The organism is Pseudomonas sp. S3_E10 (assembly GCF_054667615.1).
The window spans coordinates 893,502-910,989 of record NZ_CP162743.1; the positions used below are offsets into that span (position 1 = coordinate 893,502).

The 17,488-nt window shown below is 60.1% G+C and carries 18 protein-coding genes and 2 tRNA genes; 15 read left to right on the top strand and 5 right to left on the bottom strand.

Annotated elements, in window-relative coordinates; translation table 11 throughout:
- Nucleotides 1-280: 280 nt before the first annotated feature.
- The gene (locus AB4N98_RS03735; RefSeq protein ID WP_003172938.1) at nucleotides 281-1,012 is read right to left on the bottom strand and encodes an FKBP-type peptidyl-prolyl cis-trans isomerase; all 732 of its coding nucleotides are present in this window, start codon (nucleotides 1,010-1,012) and stop codon (nucleotides 281-283) included.
- Between the two features lie 258 nt (nucleotides 1,013-1,270).
- Here AB4N98_RS03735 and AB4N98_RS03740 point away from each other — a divergent pair, with 258 nt between their 5' ends.
- Complete coding sequence (locus AB4N98_RS03740) at nucleotides 1,271-3,079, top strand: di-heme-cytochrome C peroxidase (protein WP_065876937.1); 1,809 nt, start codon at nucleotides 1,271-1,273, stop codon at nucleotides 3,077-3,079.
- Nucleotides 3,076-4,242 carry a catalase family protein gene (locus tag AB4N98_RS03745; protein ID WP_065876936.1) on the top strand — a complete coding sequence of 389 codons (1,167 nt, stop codon included), beginning with the start codon at nucleotides 3,076-3,078 and terminating at the stop codon, nucleotides 4,240-4,242. Before AB4N98_RS03740 ends, AB4N98_RS03745 begins: the two co-directional genes overlap by 4 nt.
- Before the next feature lie 519 nt (nucleotides 4,243-4,761).
- Here AB4N98_RS03745 and AB4N98_RS03750 read toward each other — a convergent pair.
- On the bottom strand, nucleotides 4,762-5,031 hold the full coding sequence (locus tag AB4N98_RS03750; protein WP_017530339.1) for a DUF6555 family protein: 270 nt from the start codon (nucleotides 5,029-5,031) through the stop codon (nucleotides 4,762-4,764).
- Nucleotides 5,032-5,462: 431 nt separating this feature from the next.
- On the opposite strand from AB4N98_RS03750, the gene AB4N98_RS03755 reads away from it, so the two are divergent.
- Together AB4N98_RS03755 and AB4N98_RS03760 are read left to right on the top strand one after the other, a co-directional pair.
- Nucleotides 5,463-6,299 carry an AraC family transcriptional regulator gene (locus AB4N98_RS03755; protein WP_017530338.1) on the top strand — a complete coding sequence of 279 codons (837 nt, stop codon included), beginning with the start codon at nucleotides 5,463-5,465 and terminating at the stop codon, nucleotides 6,297-6,299.
- 108 nt (nucleotides 6,300-6,407) lie between these two features.
- Nucleotides 6,408-7,004 (top strand): LysE family translocator, encoded by a 597-nt coding sequence (locus tag AB4N98_RS03760; RefSeq protein WP_065876935.1) that lies wholly within the window; start codon nucleotides 6,408-6,410, stop codon nucleotides 7,002-7,004.
- A gap of 147 nt (nucleotides 7,005-7,151) precedes the next feature.
- Here the strand turns inward: AB4N98_RS03760 and AB4N98_RS03765 are convergent.
- A tRNA-Asp gene (locus AB4N98_RS03765) sits at nucleotides 7,152-7,228 on the bottom strand.
- 19 nt (nucleotides 7,229-7,247) lie between these two features.
- Nucleotides 7,248-7,323, bottom strand: a tRNA-Val gene (locus AB4N98_RS03770).
- Nucleotides 7,324-7,668: 345 nt separating this feature from the next.
- On the opposite strand from AB4N98_RS03770, the gene AB4N98_RS03775 reads away from it, so the two are divergent.
- From AB4N98_RS03775 to AB4N98_RS03805, 7 genes are all read left to right on the top strand, one after another.
- Nucleotides 7,669-8,259, top strand: coding sequence for an amino acid synthesis family protein (locus AB4N98_RS03775; protein ID WP_065876934.1), 591 nt, complete (start codon nucleotides 7,669-7,671; stop codon nucleotides 8,257-8,259).
- 44 nt (nucleotides 8,260-8,303) lie between these two features.
- Nucleotides 8,304-9,137, top strand: a complete 834-nt coding sequence (locus tag AB4N98_RS03780; protein WP_017530558.1) for an alpha/beta fold hydrolase — start codon at nucleotides 8,304-8,306, stop codon at nucleotides 9,135-9,137.
- The gene (locus AB4N98_RS03785; protein WP_065876933.1) at nucleotides 9,134-10,615 is read left to right on the top strand and encodes an aldehyde dehydrogenase; all 1,482 of its coding nucleotides are present in this window, start codon (nucleotides 9,134-9,136) and stop codon (nucleotides 10,613-10,615) included. The genes AB4N98_RS03780 and AB4N98_RS03785 overlap by 4 nt, the downstream gene beginning before the upstream one ends.
- 12 nt (nucleotides 10,616-10,627) lie before the next feature.
- Nucleotides 10,628-11,113: a flavin reductase family protein gene (locus AB4N98_RS03790; RefSeq protein ID WP_017530560.1), complete on the top strand. Its 486-nt coding sequence runs from the start codon at nucleotides 10,628-10,630 to the stop codon at nucleotides 11,111-11,113.
- Between the two features lie 77 nt (nucleotides 11,114-11,190).
- The gene (locus AB4N98_RS03795; RefSeq protein ID WP_017530561.1) at nucleotides 11,191-11,580 is read left to right on the top strand and encodes a carboxymuconolactone decarboxylase family protein; all 390 of its coding nucleotides are present in this window, start codon (nucleotides 11,191-11,193) and stop codon (nucleotides 11,578-11,580) included.
- A gap of 86 nt (nucleotides 11,581-11,666) precedes the next feature.
- Nucleotides 11,667-12,419: a GntR family transcriptional regulator gene (locus AB4N98_RS03800; RefSeq protein ID WP_017530562.1), complete on the top strand. Its 753-nt coding sequence runs from the start codon at nucleotides 11,667-11,669 to the stop codon at nucleotides 12,417-12,419.
- A 2-nt stretch (nucleotides 12,420-12,421) separates the two neighbouring features.
- Complete coding sequence (locus AB4N98_RS03805) at nucleotides 12,422-12,985, top strand: NUDIX hydrolase (protein WP_017530563.1); 564 nt, start codon at nucleotides 12,422-12,424, stop codon at nucleotides 12,983-12,985.
- 3 nt (nucleotides 12,986-12,988) lie between these two features.
- On the opposite strand, the gene AB4N98_RS03810 is transcribed toward AB4N98_RS03805, so the two are convergent.
- Entirely contained in the window at nucleotides 12,989-13,285 is a 297-nt protein-coding gene (locus AB4N98_RS03810) for a DUF1330 domain-containing protein (protein WP_017530564.1), read from the bottom strand.
- Between the two features lie 71 nt (nucleotides 13,286-13,356).
- Here AB4N98_RS03810 and ribBA point away from each other — a divergent pair, with 71 nt between their 5' ends.
- From ribBA to AB4N98_RS03830, 4 genes are all read left to right on the top strand, one after another.
- Nucleotides 13,357-14,466: a bifunctional 3,4-dihydroxy-2-butanone-4-phosphate synthase/GTP cyclohydrolase II gene (gene ribBA, locus AB4N98_RS03815; protein WP_460149261.1), complete on the top strand. Its 1,110-nt coding sequence runs from the start codon at nucleotides 13,357-13,359 to the stop codon at nucleotides 14,464-14,466.
- Nucleotides 14,467-14,692: 226 nt separating this feature from the next.
- Nucleotides 14,693-15,718, top strand: a complete 1,026-nt coding sequence (locus AB4N98_RS03820; protein WP_017530566.1) for an ABC transporter substrate-binding protein — start codon at nucleotides 14,693-14,695, stop codon at nucleotides 15,716-15,718.
- Nucleotides 15,715-16,659, top strand: a complete 945-nt coding sequence (locus tag AB4N98_RS03825; protein ID WP_017530567.1) for an ABC transporter permease — start codon at nucleotides 15,715-15,717, stop codon at nucleotides 16,657-16,659. Before AB4N98_RS03820 ends, AB4N98_RS03825 begins: the two co-directional genes overlap by 4 nt.
- Before the next feature lie 6 nt (nucleotides 16,660-16,665).
- Entirely contained in the window at nucleotides 16,666-17,475 is an 810-nt protein-coding gene (locus AB4N98_RS03830) for an ABC transporter permease (RefSeq protein ID WP_026067478.1), read from the top strand.
- Nucleotides 17,476-17,488 lie beyond the last annotated feature (13 nt).

Consider the following 17,488-nt stretch of genomic DNA (forward strand, 5'->3'; position numbering starts at 1 on the left):
GAGCCTTTTTAAATGCCTGAAAGCCACGGACTACAAGGCTTCCAGTCAGATCGGGCGTTTTTTGCGCACATGAAAAAAACCCAAGATTTCATTGACTTGGCGAAGGCGTGCGGCTAGCCGCACTTGAGTCTTATATCAGACTGTTACCCACTACGGACGTTCGTTCGGATTTGCAGCGGCGCCCCATGTGGGAGCAAGCGCCCTCACCCATGTGGATCGATGCATGCCGCAGAAACAACAACGCCCCGTCGAGACGGGGCGTTGTGTGTTCAGGCGCCGATTACTTCTTGGCGGCAGGTGCAGCAGGTGCGTCAGCCTTGGCTGGGTCCTTGATGGCCAGCAGCTCCAAGTCGAATACCAGCACGGAGTTGGCTGGAATCGCCGGGCTCGGGCTCTGGGCGCCATAAGCCAGGTCGGACGGGATGTACAACTCGACCTTTTCGCCCACGTGCATCAGTTGCAGGCCTTCAACCCAACCCGGGATCACGCCGCTGACCGGCAGGTCAATCGGGCTGCCGCGATCCACGGAGCTGTCGAACGTGGTGCCGTTGGTGAGCTTGCCGGTGTAGTGAACAGTCACCACGTCAGTCGGCTTAGGCTGTGCGCCGTCGGCCTTCTTGATGATCTTGTACTGCAGACCGGAAGCGGTAGTGACTACGCCGTCTTTCTTGGCATTGTCTTCGAGGAATTTCTTGCCGGCGGCTGCCGACTCTTCGCTCATCTTGGTCATGCGTTCTTCAGCACGTTTTTGCAGTGCGGCAAACGCTTCAACCAGTTCGTCGTCCTTGAGCTTCTGCTCTTTCTTGCCGACAGCATCTTCGATGCCCTGGGCTACTGCTTTGGAGTCCAGGTCATCCATGCCTTCTTGGGCAAGGCTTTTGCCCATGTTCAGGCCGATGCCGTAGGAAGCTTTCTGCGCCGGGGTTTTCAGCTCTACGCTGGTCTGCGAATCACAACCCGCAAGTACCAGGCTAACCAGGGCCACCGCCGCCGCCAACCGATGCTGTTTCATGCTATTTCCTTGTTCATGCGCCAATAGGGCATTCGAATAAAGTCGCGAGCTTATCAGGCGGCCACGACCAATGGCTACCGGCATGTGAGCAGGAAACTTCCGATAAGTTCACGTGTTTAAAAGCATTTTCATTCATGATGGGGCCCCGCGAAGGATCGTGGGATCGCCTACTACCGGGCTCAGGGTCACTTGCCGCATGTGTGGCGTAGTGGCATAACAACACGACTCCTCGACAAGACCGAGACAAGGATAGCCATCTTGCGCATTTTTCGCCGTGTATTACTCCTGTTACTTGCCGCGCTGGGCCTGATCCTGGCCGTGGTGCTCTATTACACCGTCAACCCCAGGCTGCCGGACTATGTGCCCGTGGAACAGGTGCACTACCAGGATCAATGGAGTGCCGCCGACCGTCAGACGTATTACTTCACGCCTCAGGGCACCCAGGTCAAGGGCCTGCATTACGACTGGTTCACCGCCCTGGAACTGCCGTTCTCCGAGCGACGTTTTGCCACGCCCGACTACCTGGCGCGTTTCGGCTTCCTGGTCGACCCCAAACAAGTGCCCTCCGCGCAAAACCCCGGCAACCTGCCGGTAGGTTTCGCCCGGCACAAAAATGCCGGCAGCAACGTTGAATACCTGGATATCACCTGCGCCGCCTGCCACACCGGCGAGCTGCATTTCAAAGGTCAGGCAGTGCGTATCGACGGCGGTTCGGCGCAACATGTGCTGCCTTCCAGCGTGCCGACCTTGCGCGGTGGCAGCTTCGGCCAGGCCTTGGTCGCCAGCCTCGCCGCCACGTATTACAACCCATGGAAATTCGAGCGTTTCGCCCGCCAGGTCTTGGGTGACCGTTACGACGCCGAGCACAGTCAACTGCGCCAGGACTTCAAGCAGTCGTTGAACTCGTTCATCAAAGTCGCCTGGAACGACACGCACCGCGGCCTCTACCCCACCGAAGAAGGCCCTGGCCGTACCGACGCCTTCGGCCGCATCGCCAACGCCAGCTTTGGCGACGCCATTACGCCGGACAACTACCGCGTCGCCAATGCGCCAGTAGACTACCCGCAGTTGTGGGATATCTGGACCTTCGACTGGGTGCAATGGAACGGTTCGGCCCAGCAACCCATGGCCCGCAATATCGGCGAAGCCCTGGGCGTGGGCGCCACCCTGACCTTTTTCGACAGCGCCGGCCAGCCGCTACAAGGGGATGCCCGCTACCCATCGAGCGTGCGCGTGCGCGACCTCAACCTGATCGAAGAAACCCTGCAACGCCTCAAGCCACCGACTTGGCCCGAGGACGTGTTCGGCGCTGTCGACAAGCCTCTCGCCGCCCAAGGCCGTGCGCTGTTCACCGAGAACTGCGCCAGCTGCCACGTACCCAGCGTCACCCAAGAAGGTGGCCGCCCGGTGCAGCACCTGAAGATGCTGCCCGTGGATTACATCGGCACCGACCCCGGCACCGCCAGTAATATTGCCGACCAACGCTACGACCTCAGCGCCCTGCAATGGGACCCGGCGGAGCTGGCCAAGCTCAATGTCCAACTGCACCCGACACCGACCGAGCCGCTGGACCTGAAAAAAATGTCGGTCGCCAAGGGCCTGGCCTACGTCACCGCCTTCGTTGAAGACCATGCCTACCGCGCCGCCGGCGTAACCCCCGCCGAACGCCCACGCCTGGACGGCTATGGCCTGCCCATCGGCGTGCGCGAGTTGCGTGCCTACAAAGCCCGCCCGCTGGCCGGCGTGTGGGCCACCCCGCCGTTCCTGCATAACGGCTCGGTGCCAACGATCTACCAGTTGCTTTCGCCCCAGGACGAGCGCAGCACCACCTTCTATAAAGGCACCTTCAATTACGACCCGCGTCACCTGGGCTTTGAGACCGGCGCGTTCAAGAATGCCTTCCTGTTCGATACCAAAATTACCGGCAACCACAACAGCGGCCACGAATTCCGGGCTGGCGAGCGTGGCAAAGGCGTGATCGGCCGCGGCTTGCTGCCGCAGGAACGCTGGGCGCTGCTGGAATACCTCAAAGTGCTGGGCGGCCCGCTGGAGCAACAATTGCCATGATGATCCGATCTCGATATGACCAACCGTCCCTGCTCGCCCGCCTGTGGCTGCGCCTGGGTGCGTTTCTCGGCAAGACCCTGTTGTGGCTGGTGGGCCTGGGCCTGCTTGGCTGGCTGGCGGCCACCGCCTGGTACGCCTGGCAACACAGCGGGCCAGTGTCGCCGGATGAACAGGTCCCGGCGGGTGAAGCAGCGATGACCCAGGGCATCATTCAGACCGCGGTGCGCATCGTCGACCAACACCGCGAAGGCACCCGCTACCTGCGCGATGCACACGCCAAGGCGCATGGTTGCGTGAAGGCCGAGGTCAGCGTGCTGGCCGACCTTGACCCGGCACTGCGCCAGGGCGTGTTCGCCGAGCCTGGCAAAACCTGGCAGGCGATGATGCGGCTGTCCAACGGCAACGCCTACCCGCAATTCGACAGCATTCGCGACGCCCGCGGCATGGCGATCAAGCTGCTCGACGTGCCGGGCAAACAGCTGCTCGCCGACCAGCAAACCCGTGCCGAACAGGACTTCGTGATGTTCAGCCATCCGAACTTTTTTGTCAGCGATGTGGCGGAATATGCGCAAAACATTGGTGCCCAGGCCGATGGCAAGAAAGTCCTGGCATTCTTCCCCAACGTCGACCCGCGCAGTTGGCAGGTGCGCCACCTGTTTATCGCGCTGGCGACCCTGGCACCCGCTCCGGCCAGCCCCACGCAGACCACTTATTTCTCGGTCTCGCCCTACAAGTTCGGCGCGGCCAACGCCAAGTTCCGCGTCGCCCCCGACCCGCAAAGCTGCCCTGAATATGTATTGCCTAAACAGAATCAGGACCTGCCGAACTTCTTGCGCAGAGCCCTGAGCCAGCAGCTTTCCACCGACCGCGTACCGGCGTGCTTCGTGTTGCAGATCCAGCGGCAGAACCCGCAGAAATTCATGCCGATCGAAGACACCAGCATCGAATGGAAGGAAAGCGACGCGCCCTATGAAACCGTGGCCAAGGTGAAGATCCCGGCACAAGACTTTGATACCCCGCAACTGAACCTGGCCTGCGACAATCAATCGTTCAATCCGTGGTTTGGTGTAGAAGAGCACCGCCCGATCGGCGGCATCAACCGTTTGCGCAAGGCCGTTTACGAGGCTGTCAGCGACTACCGCCATAGCCGCAACGCGCCGTAAAGGATAAAGGTGGAATCAAGCAGGAGGCGGCTCTATAGCCGCCCTCCTCCCACGCCACCGTACTTACGGGCTCGGGGGCATGTTTAACCGGTCGCCATAAACGCAGGCTTGCTCAGTAATGAGCATGCCGGCATGAATGCTTGCGGCATCAATGATGGCATTAAAATATCAAGTAAGCGCTTGTTTGAATTTTCGTATGTGATTTCTTGAAATCCTCTCGTCCTTGGTCAATCTTATAGGCCTGCTCATTCATGGATGAAGCCGTCATGCCAGCCAAACAAGCGAACCGTAGTTGCGAAAAATTCAATAAAATCTACGAGCCTGCTACGGAAGCGGAGCCCGCATATAGGGTGTCTACTTTTTCGGAACGGTTATGCCCTAAGTGCAAACAACAGTACTCACTAGAGTATGTCAGCAGTGCATTACGCGTTAATGTGGAAAAGTTATGCATGTTAGCGAACAAGAGAAACGGTTGACCTGATTTATACACGAACGTATGGACTTTTTGCGGTAGTGCATTCATTCGGGTGGAGGGGGAATGTAGGGCTTCGGGTTAAATGGCACAGTGCCAGACGGCCGCCACCTCACGTTTTCAAGCCCATAGCGCTCTGCCATCGGTTTGCTGATGCGTTTGAGCTTGTCATTACGTGACCTCGGAATGATGCCTATCCCCGCATCGCAACAAGCCCAGTGCCAAGCCTCTGCATTATTCATAACTTCGCTTCTTATAATGAAGGACCGGGGTGTGTGATGAAGTTCATACTCGATGATATATAAATAGCTTGTCATGTTTGCTCCTTCTGAATTTTTTTGTTATCTCGTCAGAAGGAAGGTTCAGATTTTTTTCCTGTACAAATCATACCGTTTCGTACAAGTTTTCCCCTTGCCGGCTTATTACGCCGTTGGTCGGCATCGCACAAAAGAAAATAAACTTGCGAAGCGTTTTATGTTTCTCACTACTGAGTCTGTGCACTCACGCAGTCTCTAAAACTCCTGTCTTGCCCGCACTCTGCGGGCTTTTTTAATGTGGGTTTAGTCCGACGGAGTTGGCCGATGTGTGCCATTCACCAATGACGTCAATCGATCCTTTTTCTGCCTTTGCGCATAGGCAGCTTTGGCTCAGCCTCAACCCGCACAAATCTTCTAAACTTCCTGTTCAAAAGCGCGGTAATTTAGCCGCCCGCACCGTTCAAAACTGACCCCTACCTCTGGAGCCTTCCGTGGATAAACGCAACTGGATTGAGCTGTCCCAGGATGCCGATACCGGGATTGAATCGATTCGCGCCCATTTTCAGGGGCATGCCTACGATCCGCACTGGCATGACAGTTTTCTGATTGGGGTCACCGAACAGGGGGTACAGCAGTTCAATTGCCGACGCGTTCGCCATCTCAGTACACCGGGCAAGGTATTCATGCTGGAGCCGGGGGAAATCCACGACGGACATGCGCCGACCGAGGAAGGGTTTACCTATTCCATGCTGTACCTTGACCCGCACTGGCTTGAACGGGAGCTGCATGCGTTGTTCGAGCACGCGCCGGCCAATAGTCAGCCGGGCTTTGCCGACACCCTGAGCCAGGAACCGGGCCTGGCCGCTGCCGTTTATCAAGCCTTCCACGTGCTTCACGGGGGTGATTTGCGCATCGTGCGCCAGAACGCCATCGATACCTTGTTAGGGTCGCTCACTTGCCACCTTGATTGGCGCAAGCGGCGGGTGTTTGATCCGCGCCTGCCGTTGGTGGCCCAGGTGGCGCGTGACTATCTGCATGCCCATGTCTACGAGGACATCGGGCTGGATGATCTGGCGCAAGCCTGTGGGGTTGATCGCTTTCGCCTGACGCGGGCCTTCAAGGCCGCCTTTGGGCTGGCGCCTCATGCTTATCTGATCCAGTTGCGCCTGGCCAAGGCGCGGCAGCTACTGGCGCGGGGCGAGTCACCGGCGCAGGTGGCCAGTGCGCTCGGGTTCTCCGATCAAAGCCATCTGGGGCGCTGGTTCCGCCGTGCTTACCAGCTCACACCAGCGGACTACCGCAAGCGCTGCTCAAACCTTCCAGACTGAATCCAGCTGACCCGCGACCATGGCCTCCCATCTGATCAAGGAGTCCATGCCATGTTTTTTTCGCTGTTCTTTTCTGCCCCTTCGACGCGTCCACTGGGAGCCTGAGCCATGGAATCGTTGTTGCCGTTCCTGCTGTTTGCGATCGTTGCCTCGATCACCCCGGGGCCGACCAATATTCTGGTGCTGAGCCACAGTTCGAGGTGGGGGCTGGGCGCCACACTGCCGATCATTTTTGGCGCATGCATCGCGGCGGCGCTGATTGTGTTTGTCGTCGGGTTCGGCGTGGGCGAGACACTGCTGCGGTTTCCGCGCGTGCAGCAGGCGATGGCCTGGGCCGGGGTGCTGTGGTTGACTTGGCTGGCCTGGCAGATTTTTCAAAGCGCGCCGCCGTCGCTGAACCCGACTACCCCACGCGACGAGGGCCTGAGCGTGTTCGGTGCCGCGACCCTGCAATTGCTCAACCCAAAAGTCTGGATGATGGCAGTGGCGGTGGCGAGCGTGTTTGTCGGTGGCGGCGACAAGACCACGCGGCTGGTGGTGTTGTCGCTGGTGTTCCTGTTGGTCTCCTTGCCGTGCATGACCCTGTGGGCATTGCTCGGGGTGGCGAGCGCGCGGCTTTTTGGTTCGCCACAGGCGTTCAAGCGCGCGAACTATGCACTGGCTTTTTTGCTGCTGGTGTCGGCCTGGCTGACGGTGCTGGCGTAGAGGTCACTGAAATAACGTACTTAAATGTGTACTTAAAACCCGTGGCTGGAGATGGATCGCAGCGCAATGCTGCAGACGAAAAAAAGCCCGCTCAATGAGCGGGCTTTCTGTGGTGACCGGGCGTTCAGCGTTCCAGGTTACCGAATATGGCGCAGCGGACGGGACTCGAACCCGCGACCCCCGGCGTGACAGGCCGGTATTCTAACCGACTGAACTACCGCTGCGCGTAACACATGAAGCGAATGGTGGGTGATGACGGGATCGAACCGCCGACCCTCTGCTTGTAAGGCAGATGCTCTCCCAGCTGAGCTAATCACCCTTCGTTTCGGTGTGGGCGGCATAATACAGCAAAAATCTGCAATGTCTTGATTTAAATGCAATTTATTTTAAATATTTTCTGGATAGCACCACAGCCCCCGTAAATACGGGTGTTTGCCCTCAATCCTGGCGCTTTGCGCCGAATGTAGATGCCGTCTACGTGCTGAACGAAGCCGAGGTAGACAGAACCGGCCCGGCCGCAGCGATTGGCTTCAAGCCACGGGACAACTGCCCGCCCTCCCTTTTGTCGTCTTTGGAGCATAAACCCGTTTCCGGGACTTGCACTGCCGGTATTATGGTATACCATCAGACGCATAGACACCCAAACCCCTCTACGGAGCAGCTCATGAGTTTCGAAATCCGCAAGATCGTCAGCTATGTCGAAGAAACCTTTATCGAAGGCGGCAAGGCTACTGACAAGCCTGTGACTATGGTCGGGCTGGCCGTAGTGATGAAAAACCCTTGGCTGGGCCGCGGGTTCGTTGAAGACCTGAAACCGGAAATCCGCGCCAACTGTTCCGACCTCGGTGCGCTGATGGTCGAACGCCTGGTGAACATCATCGGCGGTGCCGAAAAGATCGAAGCCTACGGCAAGGCCGCGGTAGTCGGTGCCGACGGCGAAATCGAGCATGCTTCGGCGGTGATCCACACCCTGCGCTTCGGTAATCACTACCGCGAAGCCGTTAAAGCCAAAAGCTACCTGAGCTTCACTAACAAGCGCGGCGGCCCGGGCACTTCGATCCAGATCCCGATGATGCACAAGGACGATGAAGGCCTGCGTTCGCACTACATCACGCTGGAAATGCAGATTGAAGATGCCCCGCGTGCCGACGAAATCGTGGTGGTTCTGGGCTGCGCCGATGGCGGCCGCCTGCACCCACGCATCGGCAACCGTTATATCGATCTGGAAGAGCTGGCGGCCGAGAACGCTCAGTAATCCAGGTTAGTCACCAAAACAAGAAAGGCATGCAGGAGCGCTCCATGATTCGGCTCACCGCTGAACGCACCCCGGCTGGCACCAGTTACCTGGCGACCGGCCAAGGCCAGCCCGTGGTTTTGATCCACGGCGTGGGCCTGAACAAAGAAATGTGGGGCGGCCAGGTTGTCGGCCTAGCCACGAAGTACCGTGTGATTGCCTACGATATGCTTGGCCATGGCGCCAGCCCGCGCCCGGAAAGCGGCACGCCTCTGCTCGGCTATGCCGATCAGTTGCTGGAGCTGCTCGACCACCTGCAATTGCCCCAGGCGACCGTGATCGGCTTTTCCATGGGCGGGTTGGTCGCGCGGGCTTTTGCCTTGCATTACGCGCAACGCCTGCAAGGCCTGGTGGTGCTCAACAGCGTGTTCAATCGCAGCCCCGAACAGCGTGCCGGCGTCATCGCACGCACCGCTCAAGCGGCCGAGCACGGACCGGATGCCAACGCCGAAGCCGCCCTGTCGCGCTGGTTCAGCCGTGAATATCAGGCGGCCAATCCGGCGCAGATTGCGGCCTTGCGCCAAACCCTGGCAAACAACGACCCTCAGGGTTACCTGACCACCTATAAGCTGTTCGCGACCCAGGACATGTACCGCGCCGACGATCTAGGCAGCATTCAGGTGCCGACACTGATCGCCACCGGTGAGTTGGACCCGGGTTCGACAGCGCAAATGGCCGAGCAATTGGCCGCACGCATTCCCGGCGCGACCGTTGCCGTGCTCGCCGAGCAGCGGCATATGATGCCCGTAGAATCACCGCGCCTGGTCAACCAGCTGCTGCTGGAGTTTCTCGACACCGCGCACTCCCGACAAAACCAAATAAAGGGGATCGTTGCATGACACTCGCACGCTTCCAGATGTGCATCGGCGGTGAATGGGTCGATGCCCTGTCCGGCAAGACCTTTGAAAGCCTCAACCCGGCGCTGGCCCAGCCTTGGGCCGAATTGCCCGACGCCGACGAAGCCGATGTCGAGCGCGCCGTGCAGGCCGCGCAAACCGCTTTCGACAGCTCGGCATGGCGTGGCTTGACCGCCACCGCTCGTGGCAAATTGCTGCGACGCCTGGGCGACCTGATCGCCGAAAACAAAGAACAACTGGCGCAGCTGGAAAGCCGCGACAACGGCAAGCTGATTCGCGAAACCCGTGGCCAGGTCAGCTATCTGCCGGAGTTCTTCCACTACACCGCAGGCCTGGCGGACAAGCTCGAAGGCGGCACTCTGCCGCTGGACAAGCCGGACCTGTTTGCCTACACCGTGCACGAAGCCATGGGTGTGGTCGCCGCAATCATTCCGTGGAACAGCCCGCTGTACCTGACCGCGATCAAACTCGCCCCGGCCCTCGCGGCGGGCAATACGATCGTGATCAAGCCGTCGGAACACGCCTCGGCGACCATCCTTGAACTGGCGCGCCTGGCGCTGCAAGCCGGCATCCCACCGGGCGTCGTCAACGTAGTGACCGGCTACGGCCCGAGCACCGGCGCCGCCCTCACCCGCCACCCGCTGGTGCGCAAGATCGCCTTTACCGGCGGCGCCGCCACGGCACGGCATGTGGTGCGCAGCAGCGCCGAGAACTTCGCCAAGTTGTCCCTGGAACTGGGCGGTAAATCACCGAACATCATCTTTGCCGACGCCGACCTCGACAGCGCCATCAACGGCGCGATTGCCGGGATCTATGCCGCCTCCGGGCAGAGCTGCGTCTCGGGCTCGCGCTTGCTGGTTCAGGATGAAATCTACGACGAATTCGTCGAGCGCCTGGTGGAGCGCGCCCAACGCATTCGCATCGGTAACCCTCAAGACGACGCCAGCGAGATGGGCCCCATGGCCACCGCGCAGCAACTGGCCGTGGTCGAAGGCCTGGTAGCGGTGGCCATCGCCGAAGGCGCGCGCCTGCGCACCGGCGGCAAACGCCCGCAGAACCTCGGCGAAGGCTGGTTCTACGAGCCGACCTTGTTCGAGTGCGACCGCAATTCGATGAAGATCATGCAGGAAGAAGTCTTCGGCCCGGTGGCCTCAGTCATCCGCTTCAAGGATGAAGCCCAAGCGCTGGCCATTGCCAACGACTCGCAGTTCGGCCTCGCCGCCGGTATCTGGACCCGCGACCTGGGGCGTGCCCATCGCCTGGCCCGGGACGTTCGTTCGGGGATTATCTGGGTCAACACCTACCGCGCCGTCTCGGCCATGGCGCCGATCGGCGGTTTCAAGAACAGCGGCTATGGACGCGAGAGCGGCATCGATTCGGTGCTGGCCTACACCGAGCTGAAAACGGTGTGGATCAACCTCTCTCAGGCCCCCATGCCTGATCCCTTCGTGATGCGCTAGGAGCCCTGAAAAATGATCGAACCCGGCATTTACAAAGACGTCATGAGCTCGTTCCCATCCGGGGTCACGGTGGTGACCACCCTGAACCAGGACGGTGAGATCGTCGGCATCACCGCCAGCGCCTTCAGTGCGCTGTCGATCGATCCGGCACTGGTGCTGTTCTGCCCCAACTATGCCTCGGACACGTACCCGATTCTGCGTGACAGCAAGCAGTTCGCGATTCATCTGCTATCGGCCGACCAGACTGCCGAAGCCTATGCGTTTGCGGGCAAAGGCAAGGACAAGGCCAAAGGCATCGAGTGGCACTTGAGCGATCTGGGCAACCCGCTGCTGCACAACGCCACGGCGATCATCGAGTGCGAACTGTGGCGTGAATACGACGGCGGCGATCACGCGATCATCGTCGGCGCGGTGAAGAACCTGATTCTGCCCCAGCAACCGGTCACGCCGATGATCTATCACAAAGGCAAGCTGGGCCCGCTACCCACGCTGGCCTGACGATGACATGGGGGCTGCGTCTACCCGCTCAAATACACCTGGATGGGCGGGCTCGATGACTTTGGGAGCACACAGCAATGAACAACGAAAAATATGAAAAAGGCCTGAAAATTCGCACTCAGGTGCTGGGTGAGGCTTACGTGAACCGCTCCATCGAGCAAGCCGACGACTTCACCCGGCCGCTTCAGGAGATGGTCACCGAGTACTGCTGGGGCCACGTCTGGGGGCGTGAGGGTTTGTCGCTTAAAGAGCGCAGCATGATAAACTTGGCAATGATTTCGGCCCTCAATCGGCCTCACGAACTCAAGCTGCATGTACGCGGCGCCTTGCGTAACGGGCTGAGTCGTGAACAAATACGCGAAATTCTGCTTCAGGTCGGTATTTATTGCGGCGTTCCCGCTGCCGTAGACAGTTTCCGGCTCGCCCGTGAAGCGTTCGCCGAAGCCGATGCCGAGGCCTCCAGTTAACCCTTGGCTGTTGTGATGACCTGAGCACGATGATCCTGGATCGACGTGCTCTTTTTGCATGGACAGCCACACTCAGAGCGGACCCCATGAAACGCCTGCCACTCGACGACAGCTTCAAGGTCAATCGCAACCCCGTTACCCTGCGCGAAATCGTGCTGGATAAACTGCGAAGCGCCATCATGAACTTCCAGCTCTTGCCGGGAGATCGTCTGGTTGAACGCGATCTGTGCGATCGCCTGGGCGTCAGCCGCACGTCCGTACGAGAAGCCTTGCGTCATCTGGAATCCGAAGGTCTGGTGGAATTTGCCGACGCCAAGGGCCCACGGGTGGCGATCATTACCCTGGCCGATGCCGTGGATATCTATGAGCTGCGTTGCGTGCTCGAAGGCCTGATCGTCCAGCTGTTCACCCTGCGTGCCAAGGCCAAGGACATCAAGGCCCTGGAAAAAGCCCTCGAGGAAAACCGCAAGGCCCTCAAGGAAGGTGAACTGCAACAGGTGATCGATTCGGTTCAAGGTTTCTACGACGTCCTGCTCGAAGGCTCCGGCAATCATGTCGCGGCCACTCAACTGCGTCAGTTGCAGGCACGGATCAGTTACTTGCGGGCGACATCGGTGTCCCAGCAAAACCGCCGTGGCGCGAGCAATCAGGAAATGGAACGCATGGTCGAAGCGATCAAGAGCGGCGATCCCCTGGCCGCCCACCAGGCTTGTGTCGACCACGTGCGCGCCGCCGCGACTGTCGCGCTCGATTACCTCAAGCGCAAACAGGAAGAGACCGGAAAAATCCCCGAGATCACCCTGCCCATCGCGCTCAAAGAACCTCGCATAGGTCGCTAAGCATGTTCAGCCCGAGCTTTTGTCCAAAGTGCGGCGGCGGTGACCTCGGTTACCAGCTACCACCGGGCGATACGCACGAGCGTCTGATGTGCCGCGGCTGCGACTACATCCATTACGTCAATCCGAAAATCATCGCCGGCTGCATCATCGAGCAGGACGGCAAGTACCTGTTGTGCCAACGCGCGATCCCGCCGCGTCCGGGCACCTGGACGCTGCCGGCGGGCTTCATGGAAGGTGGCGAGACCACCGAGCAGGCAGCACTGCGTGAAGTCTGGGAAGAGAGCGGCGTGCGCGCGGAAATTCTCTCGCCCTACTCGATCTTCAGCGTGCCGAAGATCAGCGAGGTGTACATCATCTTCCGCGCCATCGCGCTGGAAATCACCGGCCAGTACGGGCCGGAAACCCTCGACTACCAATTCTTCGCGCCCGAGGACATTCCTTGGGACAGCATCTATTACCCGGCAATCCGGCAGATCCTCGAACGCTATATCGAGGAGCGCCAGGCCGGGGTCTACGGCATCTACATCGGCAACGACGATACCGGCAAGATCCACTTCATTCGCTGACATCTACTGGGGCGTCACGCCCTCGACAATGATCACCTCAGCCCGGGCCACGCCCTCACGGTGACGTTTCGCCTCCTGATAGGGCTCGCTGTGGTAACAGGCCAGCGCCTGCTCGTAGGAATCGAACTCGATGACCACGCTGCGTTGCGGTGTCGACCGGCCTTCCATCGCTTCACTGCGCCCACCGCGAGCCAACATCCGCCCGCCATATAAAGCGAACGCCGCCGGAGCGCGCTGGGTGTATTGGCTGTAGTGATCGGGGTCGGTGACATCCACGTGAGCAATCCAGTACGCCTTCATAGTGACCTCTTGGTTTATTTTGTATTATGGTATACCAACAAATATACCCACCAATCACTGAGAGTTCCAGCATGGCCTTCAACAGCATCGAAGAAATCATCGAAGATTACCGGCAAGGCAAGATGGTGCTACTGGTCGATGACGAGGACCGGGAAAACGAAGGCGATCTGCTGCTCGCCGCCGACCGCTGCACCGCCGAGGCCATCAGCTTCATGGCTCGTGAAGCGCGGGGATTGATTTGCCTGACCCTGACCGATGCGCACTGCCAGCGCCTTGGCCTGGAGCAAATGGTGCCGAGCAATGGCAGCGTGTTCAGCACCGCGTTCACGGTTTCCATCGAGGCCGCCGTGGGCGTGACCACCGGTATTTCCGCCGCCGATCGGGCGCGTACCGTGGCCGCCGCCGTAGCGGCCAATGCAGGCCCAACGGACATTGTGCAGCCCGGCCATGTCTTCCCGCTACGCGCCAAGGAAGGCGGCGTGCTGACCCGCGCCGGCCACACCGAAGCGGGTTGCGACCTCGCTCGCCTGGCCGGTTTCACGCCCGCCTCGGTGATCGTTGAAGTGATGAACGACGACGGCACCATGGCCCGCCGCCCGGATCTGGAAGTGTTCGCCCGCAAACATGCCATCAAGATCGGCACCATCGCCGACCTGATCCACTATCGCCTCAGCACCGAACACACCGTGGTGCGCATCGGCGAACGCGAGCTGCCGACGGTGCATGGCACCTTCCGCCTGATCACCTTCGAGGACCGCATCGAAGGTGGCGTGCACATGGCGATGGTCATGGGTGACATTCGTCGAACAGAACCCACCCTGGTGCGGGTGCATGTGATCGATCCGCTGCGCGATCTGGTCGGTGCGCAGTACAGCGGCCCGTCCAACTGGACGCTGTGGGCCGCACTGCAACGGGTGGCCGAAGAGGGTCGTGGCGTGGTGGTCGTCTTAGCCAATCACGAATCATCCCAGGCGCTGCTCGAACGCGTCCCTCAACTCACCCAACCGCCAAAACAATTCAGCCGCTCACAATCGCGCATCTATTCTGAAGTAGGGACTGGGGCGCAAATTCTTCAGGAGCTTGGCGTGGGCAAATTGCGTCATCTCGGCCCACCGTTGAAATACGCAGGTTTGACCGGCTACGACCTGGAAGTGGTCGAGAGCATCCCTTTCACCGAATGAGTCCGGGGTTGGCCCCGTTCTACGCAAGTCACTCATAAAGGGCCTGACGGCAAAAAAACCGCTTTTGCGCTGATAGCCGGCACGGCAAAGTGCTTGCACAAAGTTTGGAATACCATAATATGATATTCCATAGGCCAGCTGCTCGTCATTGACCAGATGGACCTACTGCTCCCGATAGGCGGGCACTCGAAGCCCCGCTCATAAACACAACAATGAGGGCGTGAAAATGGTGTTGAACAAACGTGCGACCGCAGTTCTTTTGGCGGGACTGCTGAGTGTGACCAGCCAGGCATTGCTGGCGGCTGAAAGCGTCAACTTCGTGAGTTGGGGCGGCAGCACCCAGGATGCGCAGAAACAGGCCTGGGCCGACCCGTTCAGCAAGGCCAGCGGCATCACCGTGGTGCAGGACGGCCCGACCGACTACGGCAAACTCAAGGCCATGGTTGAAAGTGGCAACGTGCAATGGGACGTGGTCGATGTCGAAGCCGACTTCGCCCTGCGCGCTGCCGCCGAAGGCTTGCTCGAGCCCCTCGATTTCAAAGTCATTCAGCGCGACAAGATCGACCCGCGCTTCGTCAGCGATCACGGCGTCGGCTCGTTTTTCTTCTCCTTCGTCCTCGGCTACAACGAAGGTAAGCTCGGCGCCGGCAAGCCTCAGGATTGGTCCGCGCTGTTCGACACCAAGACCTACCCCGGCAAACGCGCCCTCTATAAATGGCCAAGCCCCGGCGTGCTCGAACTCGCACTGCTGGCCGACGGCGTGCCTGCCGACAAGCTGTATCCGCTGGACCTGGACCGCGCCTTTAAGAAACTCGACACCATCAAGAAAGACATCGTCTGGTGGGGCGGCGGCGCGCAGTCGCAGCAACTGCTGGCCTCCGGTGAAGCAAGCATGGGCCAGTTCTGGAACGGCCGGATTCATGCCCTGCAAGAAGACGGCGCCCCGGTCGGCGTAAGCTGGAAGCAGAACCTGGTCATGGCCGACATCCTGGTCATTCCCAAGGGTTCGAAAAACAAGGACGCGGCGATGAAGTTCCTGGCCAACGCCAGCAGCGCCAAGGGCCAGGCGGACTTCTCCAACCTGACCGCCTACGCTCCGGTCAACGTCGACAGCGTGCAGCGCCTGGACTCGGTGCTGGCGCCTAACCTGCCGACCGCTTACGCAAAGGATCAGATCACGCTTGATTTCGCGTACTGGGCCAAGAACGGTCCGGCCATCGCGACACGGTGGAACGAATGGCTGGTCAAATGAAAATGACGGCCACTGCGTCCCGTCCCTCCACTGCCACCGGGAGCGCGACCAGCGCTGCCGGTTCGGCCCACGGCAAGGCCAGCGCAATAGCGCAAGCCCCGTCCTTCAAACAACGCTGGCGTGGCGCCGGCAATCTGTTGCCGGCGCTGCTGTTCCTCGGCCTGTTCTTTCTCGCGCCGTTGATTGGCCTGTTGTTGCGCGGCGTGCTGGAACCGACCCCGGGCTTTGGCAACTATGAACAATTGTTCGCCAACTCGGCGTACGCAAGGGTGCTGCTCAACACCTTTTCGGTGGCTGGGTTGGTGACGATCTTCAGTCTGTTGCTGGGCTTTCCGCTGGCCTGGGCGATCACGCTGGTGCCACGCGGCTGGGGACGCTGGATCCTCAACATCGTGCTGTTGTCGATGTGGACCAGCCTGCTCGCCCGCACCTATTCGTGGCTGGTGCTGCTGCAAGCCTCGGGGGTGATCAACAAGACCTTGATGGCGCTAGGCATCATCGATCAGCCGCTGGAGATGGTGCATAACCTCACCGGCGTGGTGATCGGCATGAGCTACATCATGATCCCGTTCATCGTGCTGCCGTTGCAGGCGACCATGCAGGCCATCGACCCGATGATCCTGCAGGCCGGCTCCATCTGCGGCGCCAGCCCGTGGACCAACTTCTTCCGGGTGTTCCTGCCGCTGTGCCGGCCGGGCCTGGCGTCCGGCGGGTTGATGGTGTTCGTGATGTCGCTCGGTTACTACGTCACCCCGGCGTTGCTCGGCGGTGCGCAGAACATGATGCTGCCCGAGTTCATCATTCAGCAGGTGCAGTCGTTCCTCAACTGGGGCCTGGCCAGTGCCGGCGCCGCGTTGCTGATCGCGATCACGCTGGTGCTGTTCTACTTCTACCTGAAGCTCCAGCCGGAATCCCCGGTTGGCGCCAGCAATGCGAGGTAAGTCGTCATGCTCCTGACCCCCAATGCCATGAGCCGGCGCATGCGCTTCGGCCTGTATGCGACTACCGGGCTGATTGGTCTGTTCCTGCTGCTGCCGATTGTGTTCATCGTGCTGCTGTCGTTCGGATCGTCGCAATGGCTGGTGTTCCCGCCGCCGGGCTGGACGTTGAAATGGTACGGCCAGTTCTTCTCCAATGCCGACTGGATGAACGCGGCAATGGCCAGCCTCAAGGTCGCGGTGTTGACCACCTTTTTCGCCGTGGCCCTGGGCCTGCCGACAGCGTTCGCCCTGGTGCGTGGCCGCTTCCCCGGCCGCGAAATGCTCTACGGCCTGTTCACCCTGCCGATGATCGTGCCGCTTGTGATCATTGCGGTGGCGGTGTACGCGCTGTTCCTGAAACTGGGTTACACCGGCACCCTGTTCGCGTTCGTGGTCAGCCACGTCATCGTCGCGCTGCCGTTCACCATCATCTCGATTATCAATTCGCTGAAGCTGTTCGATCAGTCGATCGAGGATGCGGCGGTGATCTGCGGCGCCTCGCGCCTGCAAGCGGTGTTCAAGGTGACCTTTGCGGCGATCCGTCCGGGCATGGTGGCCGGCGCCCTCTTCGCCTTTCTCGTCTCGTGGGACGAAGTGGTGCTGAGCGTGATGATGGCCAGCCCGACCCTGCAAACCCTTCCCGTGAAAATGTGGACCACCCTGCGCCAGGACCTGACGCCCGTGATCGCCGTCGCCTCGACGCTGCTGATCGGCCTCTCGGTATTGGTCATGGTGATCGCCGCCGCTCTGCGCCGGCGCAACGAAATCAGCGCCTGAGCGCCAGGAGTAC